General features: G+C 58.8%; 16 protein-coding genes. 9 read left to right on the forward strand and 7 right to left on the reverse strand.

Going from position 1 to position 18,278, the window contains the following annotated elements; translation table 11 throughout:
• The first annotated feature begins 9 nt into the window (after positions 1 to 9).
• The 7 genes from ACZ5C3_RS19215 (at position 10) to ACZ5C3_RS19245 (ending at position 7,964) form a co-directional block, all read left to right on the forward strand.
• Complete coding sequence (locus tag ACZ5C3_RS19215; RefSeq protein ID WP_464032165.1) at positions 10 to 450, forward strand: hypothetical protein; 441 nt, start codon at positions 10 to 12, stop codon at positions 448 to 450.
• A complete protein-coding gene (gene scpA, locus ACZ5C3_RS19220) occupies positions 450 to 2,603 on the forward strand; it encodes a methylmalonyl-CoA mutase (protein WP_464032166.1) in 2,154 nt (717 codons plus the stop codon). The genes ACZ5C3_RS19215 and scpA overlap by 1 nt, the downstream gene beginning before the upstream one ends.
• A 108-nt stretch (positions 2,604 to 2,711) precedes the next feature.
• Positions 2,712 to 3,473 (forward strand): DUF3298 and DUF4163 domain-containing protein, encoded by a 762-nt coding sequence (locus tag ACZ5C3_RS19225; RefSeq protein WP_464032167.1) that lies wholly within the window; start codon positions 2,712 to 2,714, stop codon positions 3,471 to 3,473.
• Positions 3,470 to 4,453, forward strand: a complete 984-nt coding sequence (gene meaB, locus ACZ5C3_RS19230; protein ID WP_464032169.1) for a methylmalonyl Co-A mutase-associated GTPase MeaB — start codon at positions 3,470 to 3,472, stop codon at positions 4,451 to 4,453. Before ACZ5C3_RS19225 ends, meaB begins: the two co-directional genes overlap by 4 nt.
• On the forward strand, positions 4,453 to 5,112 hold the full coding sequence (locus tag ACZ5C3_RS19235) for a pyroglutamyl-peptidase I (RefSeq protein ID WP_464032170.1): 660 nt from the start codon (positions 4,453 to 4,455) through the stop codon (positions 5,110 to 5,112). The genes meaB and ACZ5C3_RS19235 overlap by 1 nt, the downstream gene beginning before the upstream one ends.
• 109 nt (positions 5,113 to 5,221) lie before the next feature.
• Positions 5,222 to 6,469 (forward strand): multidrug effflux MFS transporter, encoded by a 1,248-nt coding sequence (locus ACZ5C3_RS19240; protein WP_464032171.1) that lies wholly within the window; start codon positions 5,222 to 5,224, stop codon positions 6,467 to 6,469.
• Between the two features lie 121 nt (positions 6,470 to 6,590).
• Positions 6,591 to 7,964 carry a TIGR03808 family TAT-translocated repetitive protein gene (locus tag ACZ5C3_RS19245; RefSeq protein ID WP_464032172.1) on the forward strand — a complete coding sequence of 458 codons (1,374 nt, stop codon included), beginning with the start codon at positions 6,591 to 6,593 and terminating at the stop codon, positions 7,962 to 7,964.
• Here the strand turns inward: ACZ5C3_RS19245 and ACZ5C3_RS19250 are convergent.
• From ACZ5C3_RS19250 to ACZ5C3_RS19275, 6 genes are all read right to left on the reverse strand, one after another.
• The gene (locus tag ACZ5C3_RS19250) at positions 7,941 to 8,366 is read right to left on the reverse strand and encodes a TIGR03809 family protein (RefSeq protein WP_464032173.1); all 426 of its coding nucleotides are present in this window, start codon (positions 8,364 to 8,366) and stop codon (positions 7,941 to 7,943) included. The genes ACZ5C3_RS19245 and ACZ5C3_RS19250 overlap by 24 nt on opposite strands.
• Before the next feature lie 198 nt (positions 8,367 to 8,564).
• A complete protein-coding gene (locus ACZ5C3_RS19255) occupies positions 8,565 to 10,868 on the reverse strand; it encodes a DUF4384 domain-containing protein (protein WP_464032174.1) in 2,304 nt (767 codons plus the stop codon).
• A gap of 83 nt (positions 10,869 to 10,951) precedes the next feature.
• Complete coding sequence (locus ACZ5C3_RS19260) at positions 10,952 to 11,599, reverse strand: OmpA family protein (protein WP_464032175.1); 648 nt, start codon at positions 11,597 to 11,599, stop codon at positions 10,952 to 10,954.
• A 348-nt stretch (positions 11,600 to 11,947) separates the two neighbouring features.
• Positions 11,948 to 13,435 (reverse strand): S8 family serine peptidase, encoded by a 1,488-nt coding sequence (locus tag ACZ5C3_RS19265; RefSeq protein ID WP_464044220.1) that lies wholly within the window; start codon positions 13,433 to 13,435, stop codon positions 11,948 to 11,950.
• A gap of 65 nt (positions 13,436 to 13,500) precedes the next feature.
• Complete coding sequence (locus ACZ5C3_RS19270; RefSeq protein WP_464032177.1) at positions 13,501 to 14,175, reverse strand: hypothetical protein; 675 nt, start codon at positions 14,173 to 14,175, stop codon at positions 13,501 to 13,503.
• Entirely contained in the window at positions 14,172 to 14,741 is a 570-nt protein-coding gene (locus ACZ5C3_RS19275; RefSeq protein ID WP_464032178.1) for a sigma-70 family RNA polymerase sigma factor, read from the reverse strand. Before ACZ5C3_RS19275 ends, ACZ5C3_RS19270 begins: the two co-directional genes overlap by 4 nt.
• 541 nt (positions 14,742 to 15,282) lie before the next feature.
• On the opposite strand from ACZ5C3_RS19275, the gene ACZ5C3_RS19280 reads away from it, so the two are divergent.
• On the forward strand, positions 15,283 to 16,443 hold the full coding sequence (locus ACZ5C3_RS19280; protein ID WP_464032180.1) for a sensor domain-containing diguanylate cyclase: 1,161 nt from the start codon (positions 15,283 to 15,285) through the stop codon (positions 16,441 to 16,443).
• Positions 16,444 to 16,502: 59 nt separating this feature from the next.
• Positions 16,503 to 17,618 carry a DUF2336 domain-containing protein gene (locus ACZ5C3_RS19285; protein WP_464032181.1) on the forward strand — a complete coding sequence of 372 codons (1,116 nt, stop codon included), beginning with the start codon at positions 16,503 to 16,505 and terminating at the stop codon, positions 17,616 to 17,618.
• 19 nt (positions 17,619 to 17,637) lie between these two features.
• Here ACZ5C3_RS19285 and ACZ5C3_RS19290 read toward each other — a convergent pair whose 3' ends face one another.
• Positions 17,638 to 18,276, reverse strand: a complete 639-nt coding sequence (locus tag ACZ5C3_RS19290; protein ID WP_464044221.1) for an NrsF family protein — start codon at positions 18,274 to 18,276, stop codon at positions 17,638 to 17,640.
• Positions 18,277 to 18,278 lie beyond the last annotated feature (2 nt).

An 18,278-nucleotide genomic window follows, 5' to 3' on the forward strand; every position in this document is an offset into this window, starting at 1 on the left:
AGTGGGCACATGACGGACATCACCGGCCCAAAGATGGTTGTCGCGGACAAGGCCACCCGGAAGCGCCGGCGGCTGGAACGTCAATTGCGTGCGCTGCACGCGATGCAGTCCCATTTGAACGTCAAGGACATCGCCTGCGCGGTACTGGCGATTCCTGCCCTGACGCTACTGTGTCTGGCCGTAGCCCTGAAACTGCATATGGCCTCGGACTCGATCGTGCTTGCCGCACTGGGAGCAACTGCTGCCGGAACGCTGATCTGGTGGATCGGGCGCCACTGGTTCATCCTGGCGCTTTTGATTGTGTATGCGTTGCTGCTGATCCTTTTTGAGTCAGCGGACTTCGATCTGCCAGACCTAGGCTCGAACCCAAAAAGGTCGCGCCGCGACAAACTCACCGCAGCCATTGCTAAACGCGAAGCCATGCTGCGCGAATTGAACAGGACCACGTGATGATCCCCGACTTTACAAAAATCGAGTTTGACGCAACTCAGGTCGCCTCGGAAGTCGGTACGAAGGAGCCATGGCTTACGCCTGAAGGCATTCCGGTCAAGTCGAGCTACAGCGAAGCGGATCTCAAGGGCATCGATTTTCTTGAGACGTGGCCGGGCATCGCGCCCTATCTGCGCGGTCCGTATCCGACCATGTACGTCAATCAGCCGTGGACCGTGCGCCAGTACGCGGGTTTCTCGACGGCTGAGGATTCCAACGCGTTCTATCGCCGCAACCTTGCTGCCGGCCAGAAAGGTCTGTCGGTTGCCTTCGATCTCGCCACTCACCGCGGTTATGACTCCGATCATCCGCGCGTCTCCGGCGACGTCGGCATGGCTGGCGTTGCGATCGACTCGATCTACGATATGCGCACGCTCTTTGCAGGCATTCCGCTCGACCAGATGAGCGTATCTATGACCATGAACGGCGCGGTGCTGCCGATCCTCGCACTGTTCGTTGTCGCGGCTGAAGAACAGGGCGTACCGCCGGAAAAGCTGTCGGGCACCATTCAGAACGACATTCTGAAAGAGTTCATGGTGCGCAACACCTACATCTATCCGCCCACGCCTTCGATGCGGATCATCTCGGATATCTTCGGCTTTACGTCACAGAAAATGCCGAAGTTCAATTCGATCTCTATTTCCGGCTACCACATGCAGGAAGCCGGCGCGACGCAGGATCTCGAATTGGCTTATACGCTGGCCGATGGCGTGGAATACGTCCGCGCCGGCATGGCCGCGGGCCTCGACATTGATCGCTTCGCGCCGCGGCTGTCGTTCTTCTGGGCAATCGGCATGAATTTCTTCATGGAAGTCGCCAAGATGCGCGCGGCCCGCCTGCTCTGGGCCAAGTTGATGAAGGAATTCGATCCAAAGGATGCGCGCTCGCTGTCGCTACGGACTCATTGCCAGACCTCGGGCTGGTCGTTGACCGCGCAGGACGTCTTCAACAACGTCGTGCGCACCAACATCGAAGCGATGGCAGCCACCCAGGGCCACACCCAATCGCTCCACACCAATGCACTTGATGAGGCGCTCGCGCTGCCAACGGACTTCTCGGCCCGCATCGCGCGCAACACACAGCTCTTCCTCCAGCAGGAGAGCGGCACCACGCGCATCGTCGATCCGTGGGGTGGCTCGTTCTATGTCGAGCGGCTAACCCAGGACCTGGCCGCAAAGGCATGGGGTCATATCCAGGAAGTCGAAGCACTGGGCGGCATGGCCAAGGCGATCGAAGCCGGCGTTCCGAAACTGCGCATCGAGGAAGCCTCCGCCAAGACCCAGGCCCGGATCGATGCCGGAAAGCAGTCTGTGATCGGCGTCAACAAGTTCAAGCCGGAGAATGAAGCAGCGATCGACGTGCTGAAGGTCGAGAACTCCACCGTGCGCCGGCTGCAGATCGACAAGTTGTCGCGCCTCAAGAATGAACGCAATCAGGCGGACGTCGACGCCGCTCTGGCCGCCCTCACCCGGTCTGCGTCCGAGGGCAACGGCAACCTGCTGGCACTCGCCATTGATGCCGCGCGGGCCAAGGCGACCGTGGGTGAAATTTCAGACGCGATGGAGAAGGTGTTCGGCCGCCATCGTGCCGAGATCAAATCGATTAGCGGCGTCTACAAACGCGAGGCTGCCACCATGTCTAACCGGGTTCAGAAGGTCCAGGAATTGATCGATGCCTTCGAGGAAGCCGAAGGCCGAAGGCCGCGCATCCTCGTCGCCAAGATCGGACAGGACGGCCACGATCGCGGCCAGAAGGTGATCGCGTCCGCCTTCGCCGATGTCGGCTTCGACGTCGATATCGGACCGCTGTTCGCCACCGCCGATGAAGCCGCCCGACAGGCCGTGGAAAATGACGTGCACATGCTGGGGCTTTCATCGCTCGCAGCCGCGCACCTCACCGCAGTCCCCGAAGTCAAAGCCGCGCTCGCAAAGCGTGGCCGCGACGACATCATGATCGTGATCGGCGGTGTCATTCCGCCGCAAGATTATGATGCTCTTTACAAGGCCGGCGCCGAAGCGATTTTCCCGCCCGGCACAGTTATCGCGGATGCGGCGGAAGAATTGATCAACAAACTCAACGTACGCCTTGGACACTCAAGCGCGGCGGCCGAGTAACGACGGACGCCAATTTTCCTTCAACAGTCGATGAGGACTGTCTTGCCGAAAACATTTTTTGAAAAGTCCGCGCGTATCGGTTGGATCGCTGCGGGAGCGATATTGTTTATGACCGCCGTTGCAGGACCGCTTCACGCGGCACCTACGGATGATCCGAAGCCGGATTTCACGCTCAAAAGCAAAGCGGCAGAAATTACGGTGACGCTCGATGCCGATCTTAAGGCCAATCAGTCGCTCGCAGAGGATCTGCTCACTGAGGGCAAGCGGTGGGCGGAGAAAAATCTCGCTGACGCCAATAAGGAATTCAAGAAATCGCCGGAGCTCTTTCGTGACGGTCAGGCGTGGAGTCTCGATCGCAACTATGAGAGCAGATCGGTTGTTGCGAGCCGCTATGTCAGCATCGCACGAAACGATTACATGACCACCGGCGGCGCGCATCCCAATACAGATACCAACACCATCATTTGGGACAACACGACCAAGAAACGCATCAGCATCCGTCCATTCTTCAAGGAAACCGCAGATAACGGCCCGACCATGAAGGCGATATTCGAGGCGGTCGTTGCGTCACTCCGGGTCGAGAAAAAAGGAAACGACGCCTACACGACAGATAAGGACATCAAGAGCTATCTCCAACCCACGCTTCTCAAGATTGGCGCGGTTACATTCGCACCATCTACCGAGGCGGGAAAAAGCTCCGGGTTGATTTTCGACTATCCGCCCTACGCCGTCGGAGCCTACGCCGAAGGCGCGTATGACGCGTTTGTGCCGTGGGACGTGCTCAAACCCTATCTGTCGCCCGAGGGAATTGCGATCTTCGGCGGCAACCGCCCGGCCGACCCAGCAGACACGAGCAAATCCGAAAAATGATCAAAGCCGCGTCAGCCTCCCAGCTTGCTGACGATATCCGGCGCAGCGATCGCGCAGCGCTGGCCCGTGCCATCACCCTGGTCGAGAGCCGCCGTGCCGATCATCAGGCGCAGGCGCGTGACCTCGTCCAGGCGCTTCTGCCACACACCGGCAAGGCGGTTCGGGTCGGCATCACCGGCTCTCCCGGGGTCGGAAAATCCACGACCATCGATGCCCTGGGAATGGCGTTGATCGCCAAAGGCAACAAGGTCGCGGTGCTGGCCGTCGACCCTTCGTCGGCACGCACCGGTGGCTCGATCCTCGGCGACAAGACCCGCATGGCCCGGCTCTCCGCCGAGGACAATGCCTTCATCAGGCCCTCGCCGTCATCCGGCACTCTGGGAGGCGTGGCGGCAAAGAGCCGCGAGGCCATGCTGTTGTGTGAAGCTGCCGGCTTCGACGTGGTGCTGGTGGAGACGGTCGGCATCGGACAGTCTGAGACCGCCGTGTGCGACATGACGGATTTTTTCCTCGCCTTGATGCTGCCCGGTGCCGGCGACGAACTGCAGGGCATCAAGAAAGGCCTGGTCGAGTTGGCCGACATGATCGCGGTCAATAAAGCCGACGGCGACAATCTCAAGCGCGCACAGGCCGCCGCAGCGGAATACAATGCCGCACTGCATATTCTGGCGCCTCGATCCGAGCACTGGTTTCCTCCCGTCGTCACCTACTCCGCGCTCACCGGAAACGGCATCGATGCACTCTGGGACAAGGTTCTTGCCCACCGGACCGCGATGCAAGCATCCGGGGACTTCGAAGCCCGCCGCCGCGAGCAGCAGGTGAAATGGATGTGGGCCATGCTGGAAGATCGATTGAAAGCGCGCCTACGCTCCGATCCGTCTGTCCGCAGCAAGGTCAAACAGGCCGAGGCTGCGGTCGCGGACGGCCGCATGACACCGGCTGTGGGGGCAGACACGGTCGTGGCATTGCTGGAACGATGATGGGCGACAAACCGCGCATCCTGATCACCGGCTTTCGGCCCTTTCCGGGCGCCCCCTACAATCCGACAGAGAAACTCGTTGAGCGGCTGGTGCGGCTACGCCGCCCGGCCTTCGCTAACATCGAGCGTATCGGGCATATCTTCCCGGTGACCTACGGCGCGGTCGACCGCGAGCTGCCTGCGCTGATCGAAAGCCACCATCCTCACGCCCTGCTCATGTTCGGCCTGGCATCGCGAACACCGCACATGCGGGTCGAGACCCGTGCGCGCAATACCGTCACCCAGATCTGGCCGGACGCCGATCATACGCGTGTTCAGGGTCGGGCAATCGTGAGCGGCGCAAATGATGCAACACGGCGTTTTGGGCCGCATACGACACGCCTTCTGCGCGTCGCCGACGAAACGGGTGTCGCCGTCAAAAGCTCGCTCAGCGCGGGCTACTACCTCTGCAACTATCTGAGCTGGCGCGGCATCGAAGCAACGCGAGCGAAAAACGGCCCGCGTCTCGCGGCTTTCATCCACGTGCCGCTGGTCCCGCGCGGGACCGTATCCAAACGAGCCTCGCTACGCCAACGCGTCACGTTCGAGGAAATGGTCGATGCCGGCGAGGCTATGCTGATGGAAATGGCACGGTTGGTGCGCCAGTGTGCAAACAACTGAAATAAGAAAGTTAGCTGGCCGATTTCGTCTGGCAGCCATACGGGAAGAGGAGTTGTGCGCCGCAGCATGCAAGGCCTAAACACAAGTCCAACTTCGCGAGTCGTCCTTTATGACCGATACCAGTGCTAATGGATGGGTGTCATCCGCCCACCGTCCGATGGGTTTTCCCGAATTCGTCGCCATCGTTGCGGCCATCATGGCGCTGAATCCGCTGGCGATGGACTTGATGCTTCCGGCGCTGCCCGATGTCGGCTCCACCTTCCATATCAGCAATGCAAACAGGCTTCAGACGGTGCTGTCGGTCTTTCTGACCGGCTTCGGCGCCGGCCAGTTTGTCATGGGGCCGCTCTCCGACCGTTTCGGCCGGCGGCCGATCCTGCTGTTCGGGATGCTCATCTATGGCGCTGCCAGCATCCTCGCGATTGCCGCGCCGTCGTTTGAAATGTTGCTTCTTGCACGCGCGTTGCAGGGGCTCGGAACATCGGCAACCCGCGTGATCGCCACCTCGGTTGTGCGCGATTGCTACACCGGCCGCCGGATGGCGAGCGTCATGTCGCTGGCAATGATGATTTTCATCGCGGTTCCTGTCATCGCTCCGTCCTTCGGACAGGCCATCATGCTTGCCACCCAGTGGCGCGGCATTTTCGTCGTGCTGTTGGTGTACGGCGTATTTGCGTTGACCTGGAGCGTGCTGCGACTGCCTGAGACGTTGCCTGTGACTGAGCGCAAGTCACTCGCGCTCAATGTGGTCGCCGCTAACTTTTGGCAGACGGTATCGAACCGTCAGACCCTCGGTTATGCCATCGCTGCAGGCAGCATCCAGGGCATCCTGTTCGGTTACGTCTTTTCGTCGCAGCAAGTTTTCACCGAGATCTACGGGCTCGGTCACTACTTCCCGATCGCTTTCGCTGCTGTTGCCGTGGGCATCGCCATTGCCGGTTTCCTGAATTCTCGAATCGTCGGCCGCTTCGGTATGCGCGTGATTTCGCACATCGCGCTCGTAGCCCAGCTCATCGTTGCGGTTCTGATGCTCGCAGCAGCTATCAAGGGATGGCTCCCGCTTCCGGTCTATATGATCCTGTCATCGATCAGCACATTCTCGTTCGGACTGATGTTCTCGAACTTTACTGCGCTGGCCATGGAGCCGCAGGGGCACATCGCCGGCACCGCGTCATCGCTGTTCGGCTCGATCACCACACTGCTCGGCATCCTGATCGGTTCTTGGATCGGCCAGCACTACAACGGCACGCTGGTACCGTTCGCGACGGGCGCTTTTCTGGCGGCACTGTTGGCGCTCGCGGTCGTGCTTGTGGTCGAAAAAGGCCGGCTGTTTACGCCGCACAACAAGTCGATCTGATGCGCAGTGGTGGATGGATCGTTCCGGTCCATTAACCCTACCCTCGACAAACGCACAGATTACCGCGGTCGAAAGCCTCGGTTGACGGTTTCCTGCATTAGCTCCTGTGCAGGAGATCCTGATGAGCATCAGCCGTCGCAAATTGATCAATGCATCTGCAACCGCCGCTGCTGCAGCGGGAGCGCTGGCCATACCGGCCGATCCAGCACGTACCGCACCGCTGACGTCTGTACTCGGACGTGATGCCACGCAGTTCGGTGTGCGCCCCAACAGCCCGGATGATCAGACCAGGGCACTCCAGCGTGCCATCAACGAAGCAGCCAACGCGCAAATGCCGTTGGCGCTGCCTCCAGGAATCTATCGCACCGGACAACTCCGTTTGCCGAACGGAGCGCAACTCGTTGGCGTGCGCGGTGCGACCGTTTTGAAATTCGCTGGCGGCGCCTCACTCGTCACAGGTGAAGGATCAAACGGCATTGATCTGTCCAACCTCACCTTCGATGGCGGCGGCATCAAGCTCGCCGACCGGCGCGGACTGTTGCACTTTGTGAGCGGCCTCAATGTACGCGTCCACGATTGCGAAATCGTCAGCAGCGGTGGCTACGGCATCTGGTTTGAAAACATCGCCGGTGAAGTTCGCGGCAACATCATCCGCAAGACCGCCAACACGGCATTCACATCTTTCGATGCGCTCGGCCTGCTGGTGGCGCAAAACACCATCCAGGATGCATCCGACAACGGCATCGAGATCCTGCGCTACGCCATCGGCGACGACGGCACGCTGGTGATCAACAATCGTATCGAGGACATCAAGGCAGGTCCGGGCGGATCCGGCCAACATGGCAATGCCATCAACGCATTCCGCGCCGGAAACGTGGTCATCAGCGGCAACCGGATCCGTAATTGCGACTATTCCGGCGTGCGCGGCAATTCAGCGTCGAACATTCACATCACGGACAATAGCATCAGTGACGTGCGTGAAGTCGCGCTCTATTCGGAATTCAGTTTTGAAGGCGCCGTGATCGCCAATAACACCGTCGATATCTGTGCCCTAGGAGTTTCCGTCGCCAACTTCAACGAGGGCGGCCGGATCGCAACCGTTCACGGCAACATCATCCGCAATATCCTGCCCAAGCGCCCTATTGGCACGGCGCCAGACGATGATGGTGGCGTCGGGATCGTCATCGAGGCGGATGCCGCCGTCACCGGTAATGTGATCGAGAACGCGCCAGCTTTTGGCATCATGGCCGGTTGGGGGAAATATTTACGCGATGTCACGATTACGGGAAATGTCGTCCGCAATGCCTACATCGGCATCGGCGTCTCTGTCGTGCCTGGTGCGGGCACTGCCCTGGTCAACGGCAATCTCATTTCTGGAGCCGCGCGCGCATCGATTGTCGGGCTGGACCACGCCAAAGTCGTTACCGACGACCTCGGCAAGGAGAACGCGTCACGATTTGCCCAGATCGTACTAGGTACCAACGCCGTACGTTGACGACCGCAGCGCCTGCATCGCCAAGGATGGCCTAGCGAACGACGGAGTAGCCAAGGACGGAGCAGCTAAGGGCGGCAGCGTCATGAGAGGAGCAGCCGCGGGCGCCGCAGCCATAGGCGGAGCGATGACTGGCCTCGGCTCAACGGGCGGTCGTTCGGCTGGGAGAGCCGCCTCAACCTCGACCGGTCTATCCCTGCCAGGCTCGGGCGGCGCGAGCGTTTCCCAGGCCTTCAGCCCGGCGTGAGCTTCGCGAACGATCTTCAAGAATTCCGGTTCGCTGTAGTAGAGCTTCCATCGACCGCTCTCATAAAGCTCGATCAGATATTTGAGCCTACGTTCAGCGAGCATTCGCCAGCGCACGACAACACTTCGACCCGAGTCAGAAGCAGAGAGCTTGGTCATCAGAAATTCCGTTGTGAGGTAATCAAACTGAGCCAGCACTGAAATCGTATTGCGACAGATTCGCTCTGAAGGCTCAAGGCCTGCGCGCCCCCACACGGCCCGGAAAGAGAAAATAGCTATAAAAAGCGAAGGCCCTGTGACGCAGTTCGTTAACGATTATGGCGACACCGGCAGGTCCGCCGGCATCATGCACCAAACTCAACGGACCTGGAGCTGGATCGCTGCTCGGAAAGAGACGCGCGACCCTTGAGGCGGCGGCTGCCGAGCCGATACCGCAGCGGCGCCGGTATTGGTCACCCCTGATATGGCAGGCGTACCCGAATTGGCAGGGATGACAGCAATCGAACGGGCGACGGCCGTGGTGTAGTTCGGCACCGGCGTAAACTGATCCTTGTTGAAGTCGTGCTGGATTCGATCACCGCCGCCGGCCTGCGTGGCACAGACAGCCGTGACGGTCTCGCGCCCCTTGTCCTTCATCCTGAACTGGAAAGGCGCCCCCGCTCCGGGAAACTGGATCGGGACGCCCGCCTTGATGAAGTTCTCCTGCTGGAAGCGGTTCGGCATCAGCACCGTGCCTTCACCCTTCTCGTCGATGTCCATCAGCGTCAGGAAACAGTCCCGGGACGTCACGATCGTGAACACTGGGCCGTCACCGACCCGGTAGCTGTCCTGGTCCGAGGTCAGCGAAAGATCTATGCCGCCTCCAACCGGTCGAACTACAGGCTGGACAGCGGGACGTGCGCCGCTCATCCGAACGACCTTGAGATCGGTCATGTCCGGAGCAATCTCGCGGAAGGCCAACTCGAAAGCATCGCGTGGAACCGATCCTTGCGAGAGCCGGCGCAGCAGCGGACGATACTTCTTGGCGACATCTGAGCCGCCTTCCTTAAATTCAGCCTTGGTGAGCCCAAGTTCGGCTGCTGCCAGTGTCAGATCGAGATCGTCCTCATAGCGCTTGGCCAACGCATTGATCATCTCAATGCCATTGAGCTTGAGTGCCGGATCAAGACCTGCACGCTTCATGGCTTCCGCAAAGCGCTTTCCGTCGCCCTCGATAAGGGCATCCATCTTGTCATGCGGCGGATAAAGACCCTCGACCTGCTCGCGCACATCACGTGGGAACGTGCGGCCGTTCAGGATCAAATCACGGACGTCGTCCTTGGCCTTCCGCATGCCCTGATCATGACAGCCCATGCAGGAGATGCCGTTGGTGACCGTGAAATCTTTGCGCGAGGGATCACGCACGATTGCGGTCGGCCCCTTGTCGAGCCGTTCACCGGTGGCCTTGTTCAGATAGTAGGCCTGGAACCCATTGGGCAGGCTGAAAATGGTTTCGCCGCCGTCGTGATGGAAAGCATTCTGTCCTGACGGGCCAAGCGGGTAGTCAAACAGATTTTGATGATCTTTGTTTCCGGCGAAGTCATATGACGTCCAGAAATAGCCGCTCCGCGATGGATGACGTTCGATCAGGCGATTATTCTGGCTGACACCGGACTTCTGAAATGCAGCGCGTTGCGCGACGAAATTGCGGATGTTGCCTTCGATGTCGATCCCCTGCTCGCGCACGAGTTGTTGAAATGTGTTGGGCAGCTGGAGCAACACGTCATAAAGCGGCGGCTGCGAGGCCGCGAACGCAAACCAGTCCGCGCGAACATAAGCCATCGGGGTGCGCGTGCTGGTGGCCAAGGCACGGCTGGTCTCGGTATCCGGATCGACCATGTAGGGATATGCCGCAATGACGTTCTCCCAATCGCCTGCGTTCCAACCAAGATCGGCCAGATTGAAGCGAATGATTGTGCCTTCGGGATCAACCCTCTCCAGCTTGATCACATCCGAAGAACGGCTGAGCGAATTGAGGAATTTTACGGCGCCCTGCCGATAGACGTTCATTGCGGCCGGATCAGCGCAGATGTTGGCGAGATGTGTGAGCGTCAGATAGCGCGTGGTCTGGCGTCGCGCCGGCAACTGCTTGTCCAGGTCATCCGCCATCAACGCCATCATGTCGTTCGAGGTGATGAACTTGTGCGCTTCGCATGTTGCAGTCGCCTTGGTCCCGAGCGCGGAAATCCAATCCTCAAGCGCTTTGATGTCCGCTTCCGACACGTTCGGATATCTGGTCTCACCTTCGTAATTGATGTCGTACGGCATCTCCTTGTCGGCAATCTGCCTGAACAACTTCGAGCCAAGCGGATTTCCGGGAAGCACGTAGTGCGGGTTTGACGCAATCTCGTCGAGCTTCAGAATGTTGCCGAAGTTCTTCGCCGGCCGCTCACGCTCGATAAGCTTGCCCTGCTGGTGGCACCGCGAGCAGTGCTTTTCAAGTACATCGAATGCGGCCTTTGCGACCGGATCCGAGGGTGGCGCGATGGCCTCTGATGTAGCGACGGCGGCCTCGCCGGATTTACTGTCCTGAGCAGATGCAATTCCGCAGACGCCAAAAGCCAATCCCGCAGCGATCGTAAATCCGATCGCTCTCAAGCGAAATTCCGGCAATCCGCTCATCACATCTTCCCCTTCAGACACATGTGTCTCGACGACAAACCATTGGCCGTTAGTCGCCTCGTTCCATGGGCGCGTTCAAGAACCTATCGTCCTGTCGCGGCTTCAACTGTGGTGTTGACGACCTGAACGCGGCGATTTTCCGCGCTCAACGGGTTGCTCGAATTCTTCAGCTGCTCTGCGCCGAATCCGGTCGCGATCAGGGTATCCGGTGCAAGCTTGTATTGTTCAATCAGCATCCGTCGCACGGCATTGGCACGACGCTGGGAGAGCGCCTGATTGTAGTCTACTCGGCCAGTTGCATCGGTATGGCCGTTGATCAGGATGACGGAGCCTTTCAGATCCTGACGTGACAATGCTGTGCCGAGTGCCAGCAATACTGGTGCGGCTTTCGGTGTGATTTCAGCGGAGTCATAGTCGAACAGGATGTCCAGATCGATCGCGGGCTTGTCGCGCACGATATTCGCAATCTGCGCCCGTTCATCGGCATTTGGAGCTTCGGCAGGATCGACACTGATCGAACGGGTCCTAAGCCGGTCGATGACCTGTTTTTCCGCGGCAGATCTGGGGTCAACAGCGAGGCTTCGCGTCAGCGGCGCACTCGATTTTAAAGCCGCTCCAATTTTGTCTTCGAGCGACTGCGCGCGCAGAGGATCGGCCAGCGTCATTGCACCAACCGCAAGGAAAAACAGGTGTCCGATGATTGGCGGGTAACGCAGAAATCCGAATTGCATGAGAGGTACTTTAACAACGTCCTTCGCGGCCAATCAGCCTGCCGCTCCAGCATCCTCATCTGCTTCGATCAAAGCGGTCAAGGCTTGAGGCAAGCTATAACTTCATCGATAGACACTGAATGACAGTCGAAGACCCGTCCGGGGGACAACCGGACGGGTCAAGCCGTGACGGCGCGCGGGTGGATGGGCACACGCGCCGCTAAGCTACGAAGGCGGGAAACTCGCCTTCGCGCGCATTGGTCGACCGACAGAGGAACAAGGTTCACAGAAAATGGCGACGGAATGTACAAAATCAGCGGGATGACCTGATCGATGGCAGCCGACGAGGTAAGCGAGCTTTGCGAGCAGCTACCGCGCGGTACCCTTGCCCGATGCGGAAGCCATAGGCGCTGGTGCCACCGCCGAGACCGCGCCGAAGGCGTCTGCCTGTCCGGCCCCGAACTGGTCATCGCGTCCCTTTGGTCCAAGGTCGCGCGCGGTCGAAGCCAAGGTTGTGCGGATGTCGGCAGCGGAGATGTCGGGATTGCGCGCAATCAGTAGCGCAACCACTCCACTGATGAACGCCGACGACAACGATGTACCGGACGCCATCTGGTATTTGCCATCAGGCGCTGGAGACAGAATATCCACGCCAGGAGCAGCAATGGCGACATAGCTGCCGCGATTGGACTGTGCAAACAGCCGGTCGGACTGATCGGTTGCCGAGACCGCGATCACGTTCGGATCAGCGGCAGGATAAAGCGGCGGAGATTTCGGTCCGGCATTGCCGGCGGCTGCAACGAGAACGACGCCTTTGGCTGCGGCGGCAGCCAGGGCACGTTGCATGACCGCATCTTGGGGACCTGCGAAACTCATATTAACGACCTGCGCGCCGTTGGCCACTGCGTAGTTCAGACTCTTGAGGAGAATGAACGACGAGCTTTCCGCGCCGCTGCTCTTCGCACCAAAGGCACGAATGGCGAGCAGGTGTGCCGAAGGTGCCGTTCCCATCAGCCGCCCGTGAGCGGCGATGACACCGGCAATAGCGGTGCCGTGAGGGTGCGGTCCCTCCTCGCTGTTCAAGGCATCGAATGTCCCTACGATCACGCCCGCCAGCTCCGGATGGGTAACATCCACGCCGGAATCGATGACAGCGACCGTGACGTCCGCACCAACCGACAGGGCGTGCGCTTCCGGCAATCGCATCTTCGCGAGCGCATATTGCGCAGGATCACCTTCGCTGACAGCGGACGTCGACTGCTGCTGGAGCTTGAAGATATTATTGCGCTGTGCCGACCGGACATCTCCACTGGCCATCAGCTCGCGAACGACAGTATCGACCGAACGCCCATCGTTGATCCGCCAGCGAAAAAAGGTGCTGTTCGTCATCTCGAAATTTTGCGACTGCACGCGCGTCAGACGATGGCGGCGCGTAATTCCGTCAACCTGTTCATCGGACGGCGTCCCATCGATTTCAATCAGCACTTCCTTGGCGATGTATGAGTTATCGGCCACAGTCGCCGCACTCTTTTTCGCCGGACGCGTTGATGAAACGTCGCGCGTGCTATTCGATTGCCCCTGCCCAGGGTCTCTTGGAGCACGTGCGCGCGCCTTCGGCTGGGGCTGATCACTTCCATCGTATTGAACGTTCGGCGAGTACCGTACATTAGGATTGATGGAGATACGCGGTCCAACGTTGAGACTGGGGCTCCGCACACTGAAACTGCTGCTCTGTGCAAATGCCGCTGCGGGGATGGCAAAATTAGAAATGACGGACATCACGGCAGCCGCGCAGGCGTAACGCAAGATCGTGCCACCACGTCCGGCATGTCGTTCGGCGTTTCCCGCTCTGATCATCTCGCGTCCTCGCCACTTCCCTATGTGCGCACGGCTCGCACAGTTCTGCTGCAGCTAAACGAACGTTACTCCGCGGCAACAACCAGGCTGATGATCTTCTCGCCCTGGACCTTTGCGAGCAACTGCGCGGCTTCCTGCTTCGGCAACGGCGCATCGCCGAACCGGACACGGAACATTCCTGCCTGAGGTCCCGAAGCGATCGACGCCTTGTAGGTTTCGAGCAGCTTGGTGATGTCAGCCGCGCTTGCATCCGGCGCAAAGCGGATCAGCGCATACGTTCCAGCGGCCTGCGCCTGGAAGGACGCGGTTTCAAATTTACTGCCGGAACGATCCTTGACCAGCACGGTGCCGATGACACCCGCCTGCAACAGCAGTGCGACAGCACCAGCAATAGCCGAATAGGCCAATGTCCGAGGGGCGAGACTCGAGAAGAAGTCTGAGATCCGCTGTAATGGACTGAACGAAGATGCCGGCTTGCGCACAGGTTCAGCATCGATGGCATCAAACAGCTTCTGCATCGCGCGGGTCGACGGCGCTCCAAGACTTTCGTTCAACAAGATCGTCTCTGCATATTCATCCTGGATCGTGGCATACTGACGGGCAAGGTCGGGATCGTTGGCCAACGCTTCCTCAACACGGCGCGCATCACGCAAATTGAGCGTTCCGGCAGCATGGAAGGGCAGCAGAGCCTCGATCTCCGTAGGTTCACGATCCTCGATCTGTTTGCTCGCTGCAGTCATGGCCAACCTCGCTCTACGCCGGCTGCTTTCAGCAGTTCGGCTAATTTCTTTCGCGCATAAAACAGACGCGTCTTCACCGTATTTTCCGGGATCCCCACGATCTCGGCCACCTCTTCCACGGATTTCTCGTGGTAGTAGACAAGATCGACGATCTCTCGATGCTCTGGCGAAAGTGCGGTCAGGCAATTCCGCAACGCGTTACCGGTATCCTTCTTCGCAACAGCGGTTTCCGGATTGTCGGACGTATCCTCGATCGCGGCAGCCGTCTCGTCATCCAATTCCGCGTCCTTCCTCTTGCGGAGGGCGGACAGGGCCTTGAACCGGGTGATCGCCAAAAGCCACGTAGAGACAGCAGACCGGCCCTCAAATTTGCCGGCCTGACGCCACACGTCGAGAAAAACCTCACTAATGAGGTCCTCCGCGACGGACTCGTTGCGAACGAGCCGCAGCGCAAAGCGGAACACCCGTACATGGTGCCTTCCATAAAGCACCTGCATGGCGAGCCGGTCACCGTTGGCTATACGACCGATCAGAGCTTCGTCTGTGGCCGCCTGTGTTGCACTCAATGGCCGTCTCGCAAGGTTGGTCTCTGAGGACTGGGAAAGGGTTCAATCAAATCCGCGAAAATCTTCCAGAATTTCTGGAAGACGCTAGTGTGGTGGTTCGGAAGTTCGCTCCATCTTTGCCGCGAGTCTTTCCAGCGAACTTTTGAACCTAAACCACACTAGAATCATAAATTTACTAGTGTCTTCCGTATCCAAAGTTCGCCACGGAGCGCGCTGCACAATGAGGCGAACTTTGGATACGGGACACTAGGTGTCTTAATCTGGACGGGCCGCAAAATGCCCTTGAATCAACAACAAGAGCAAGTCACTGCGCCAGACATCGTAAAAAAGTATTATAATACCTCCATTGCATGGTTAACATCGGGTGCACCGGGTGTCCCCGTGCGGGCCTCTCGCCTGCGGGTTGCTTTACACACCTAAAATTCTCTTGGTCTGGTCGACGGTTAGGAGGCGCGACGATTTCAAATCGGCCCCCAAAAGATACCAAACCTAAAGGCTTTCCGACCTAGACTTTCCGCATTGCATCCCAGTCGGCGAGTTCATGCGTAGCGCAGCGTCCCCAGTTCCTGAATCACTGCTTGGTGCTGTTGGCGGCAAGCCAGCGCCTGCCGTTGCTGACCTCACAACAGAGCTTCTGACCCGACGCGTCCAAAATCGGCGGAAAATGCTGGGCATGGTCGGCACCAGTTATGTCGTCGACGCCTTGGTTCTGCTGGTCTACGCCTATGCCGGAGTAACAACGTTCACGATAGCACTGGCTTATCTGACATGCGGTCTACTGTCGGTGGCGTTTTTTCTGGCGTTGTCCGAAGCGAAGATCAATGACCGCTTCAAAGAACATCACCTTGTTATACAGCAGACGAGCGTTGGGCTCGCCATCATGCTGCTCTTTCTTTACATCGCGCCCGAAGTCGGCTGCGTATTCCTGTGCTCCACCTTCCTGGTTTTCACTTTCGCGGCATTAAGGTCCTCCGCTCGTCAGACGATGATTGGATGGACTGTGGCCGCGGCTGGGCTCGCCGCATTGTTTCTTTTTACGGACAAGCCCATCGCAATGCCGACCGAAACACCACTGGAGCGTTTCGCGAGCATGCTCGTTTTCGTGCTGGTTCTCGGTCGCGGGATGGTTGTCGGGCTGTACAGCAGCTCGCTGCATGACTCGCTCTACAAGAGAGGCCTGGAGCTCAAGGAAGCCTACAAGCGCATTGAAGAACTGGCTGAGCTTGATGAACTCACCGGCCTGCTCAACCGCCGCAGCATCATGCAATCGCTGGACGAAGAAATGGTTCGCGCCCGGCGCAGCGGTGCCCCTTTCACGGTTGCGCTGATCGACCTCGACTGGTTCAAGCGGATCAACGACCAGTATGGCCACCCGACCGGTGATGAAGTGCTGCGGACTTTTGCGATCACGATGTTCGCGAATATCCGCAGCATCGATAAATTTGGCCGCTATGGCGGAGAAGAATTCCTGCTCGTACTTCCTGAGACGAGCAACGATACGGCAAAGCGCACCCTCGACAGACTGCGGGCCATTATCGCAGACCTCGACTGGAGCGCTATCTCACCAGGTATGATGGTTACGATTTCAGCCGGCATTGCGACTCTGCGTCCTGACGATGCGCCGGACAGCTTGCTCGCTCGCGCGGATTCCGCTCTCTACAAAGCCAAGGATCTCGGACGGAACAGAGTTATCGTCTCATAATTGATTGAGCCAGCCGAGAAGCGTGACTGGCTTTTATTTTTGTTTCCAGGACAGAAGTCATGCCTCCGAAGTCGGCAGTTGTTCCAGCAAATCTTCTCGACGAACTGCAGAACGCACTCTCACATGGGCCTGTAGCCCGTCGTGTGGAAACGCTCCACCGCATCACCGATCTCTTTATTCAAGGTGAGGTGGATTACTCCGACGAGCAGATCAGCTTCTTCGACGATGTCTTCCACTGCCTGATCGAGAAAATCGAAACCTCCGCCAAAGCCCTGCTTGCGAGCCGCCTTGCTCCGATCCCAAAGGCGCCTCCCCAACTCATCCAAACGCTTGCTTTCGATGATCTGATCGAAGTCGCGGCACCCGTGCTGGCGCAATCGGACCGGCTCGATGACGACATGCTCATCAAGAATGCACGTAACAAAAGCCAGGGCCACCTTCTCGCGATCTCGAAACGAAAGGTTTTGAGCGGCGCCGTGACGGACGTTCTGGTCGAACGCGGCAACGACGAAGTCGTCGAGAGCACCGTCAACAACCCCGGAGCGGAGTTCTCCGAGAACGGATTTAGCCTGCTTGTTTCGCGCGCTGAGGGGGATGACAACCTCACAACCTGCATAGCGATGAGGCCGTCGATCCCAAGGCATCACTATCTCAAGCTGGTCGCGAAAGCGTCTGATTCCGTGCGAGCGCGGCTCGAGGCAACCAATCCACACGCGTCAGGTGAGATTTCCTCGGCGATCAAGGAAGTCGCGCGCCGCGCCAGCAGAGACGCATCCGCAATCACGGAGCAAACTGTTATTGCACATGAACTCGTCAAATCGCTGTTTGACGATGGCCGTCTCGACGAGCGTCAGATTGCGACATTCGCGAAAGCCGGCCAGTTCGACGAAACCAATGCGGCACTCGCCGCAATGGCAAACGTGCCGGTATCGACAGTCGAAAACATGATGATCGAGTCTCGTTCCGAGGGCCTGATGATTCTGGCCAAAGTGACAGGGTTGTCCTGGTCGACATTGAAAGCGGTTATGGACATGCGCGGATCCCTGTCCGGGTCCACGATCGATGAGGTCGATGAATTCAAGCGGAGCTATGAGACCTTGCGCGCGTCAACCGCACAACAAGTCTTGCGCTTCCACCGGATGCGGCAAAACACGATGCAGGCCGAGCCAATATAAAAGATAAAACCCGCGTTACTTAGTACTTCAGCATTTTGGAGCCCGCGAACGCACCAAGCGCAGCGACCGCGCCAATAGCAAGCGTGTACCAGGTCGCGACGAATAACGGCGAATCGTCCGTGCAATGCGACGCGTAAATCGCCGCAGCAAGACCAGCTGCCAATAAGCCCGCAAAGGCACCGGCAAGCGCCGGCCGAGACGGCGCGCCGTGGCGCAGCGCCAGCAATGCCGCTGCTAGAACTGGCAGAGACAACAGCGGGATAGCCATGACGCATGCGCGCGAATTGTTTCCGATCAACCGTGCAGACCACGTGGTGCGCTGGGGCGTCATTATGTCACCCATAATACCAATGCCGAGCAAACCGACTGGAATCGCCAGCAGCCAGCCCCAGCGGCCGACAGTCTGCTCCGGTCGCGATAGGTGCAGGCTGATGGCTATTGATGCACCCGCCAAGGCAATGGTGACAGCGAACTTCAGATCAAAAAACGGATTTCCCAGAGCACTCATGAAATCCTTACGCATGCCGAGCGTCGCCAGCAACATTGCAGCCGATACAGGCACGGCGAGCAAAAGCGCAACAAGCAGCAAATTACTCACCGGACGTTCTTGGGTGACGTTGTCGGCGGCGAGCGTGCGAATAAGATCATCGGTCTTCATGG

This window comes from Afipia dichlorophenoxyacetatis (assembly GCF_055386385.1).

Coding starts and splice junctions, on each gene's coding strand:
- ACZ5C3_RS19215 (WP_464032165.1), top strand. CDS start 10: ATGACGGACATCACCGGCCCAAAGATGGTTGTCGCGGACAAGGCCACC.
- ACZ5C3_RS19250 (WP_464032173.1), bottom strand. CDS start 8,366: ATGACCAAGCTCTCTGCTTCTGACTCGGGTCGAAGTGTTGTCGTGCGC.
- ACZ5C3_RS19260 (WP_464032175.1), bottom strand. CDS start 11,599: ATGCAATTCGGATTTCTGCGTTACCCGCCAATCATCGGACACCTGTTT.
- ACZ5C3_RS19245 (WP_464032172.1), top strand. CDS start 6,591: ATGAGCATCAGCCGTCGCAAATTGATCAATGCATCTGCAACCGCCGCT.
- scpA (WP_464032166.1), top strand. CDS start 450: ATGATCCCCGACTTTACAAAAATCGAGTTTGACGCAACTCAGGTCGCC.
- meaB (WP_464032169.1), top strand. CDS start 3,470: ATGATCAAAGCCGCGTCAGCCTCCCAGCTTGCTGACGATATCCGGCGC.
- ACZ5C3_RS19285 (WP_464032181.1), top strand. CDS start 16,503: ATGCCTCCGAAGTCGGCAGTTGTTCCAGCAAATCTTCTCGACGAACTG.
- ACZ5C3_RS19240 (WP_464032171.1), top strand. CDS start 5,222: ATGACCGATACCAGTGCTAATGGATGGGTGTCATCCGCCCACCGTCCG.
- ACZ5C3_RS19270 (WP_464032177.1), bottom strand. CDS start 14,175: ATGACTGCAGCGAGCAAACAGATCGAGGATCGTGAACCTACGGAGATC.
- ACZ5C3_RS19225 (WP_464032167.1), top strand. CDS start 2,712: ATGACCGCCGTTGCAGGACCGCTTCACGCGGCACCTACGGATGATCCG.
- ACZ5C3_RS19255 (WP_464032174.1), bottom strand. CDS start 10,868: ATGAGCGGATTGCCGGAATTTCGCTTGAGAGCGATCGGATTTACGATC.
- ACZ5C3_RS19235 (WP_464032170.1), top strand. CDS start 4,453: ATGGGCGACAAACCGCGCATCCTGATCACCGGCTTTCGGCCCTTTCCG.
- ACZ5C3_RS19265 (WP_464044220.1), bottom strand. CDS start 13,435: ATGATCAGAGCGGGAAACGCCGAACGACATGCCGGACGTGGTGGCACG.
- ACZ5C3_RS19280 (WP_464032180.1), top strand. CDS start 15,283: ATGCGTAGCGCAGCGTCCCCAGTTCCTGAATCACTGCTTGGTGCTGTT.
- ACZ5C3_RS19290 (WP_464044221.1), bottom strand. CDS start 18,276: ATGAAGACCGATGATCTTATTCGCACGCTCGCCGCCGACAACGTCACC.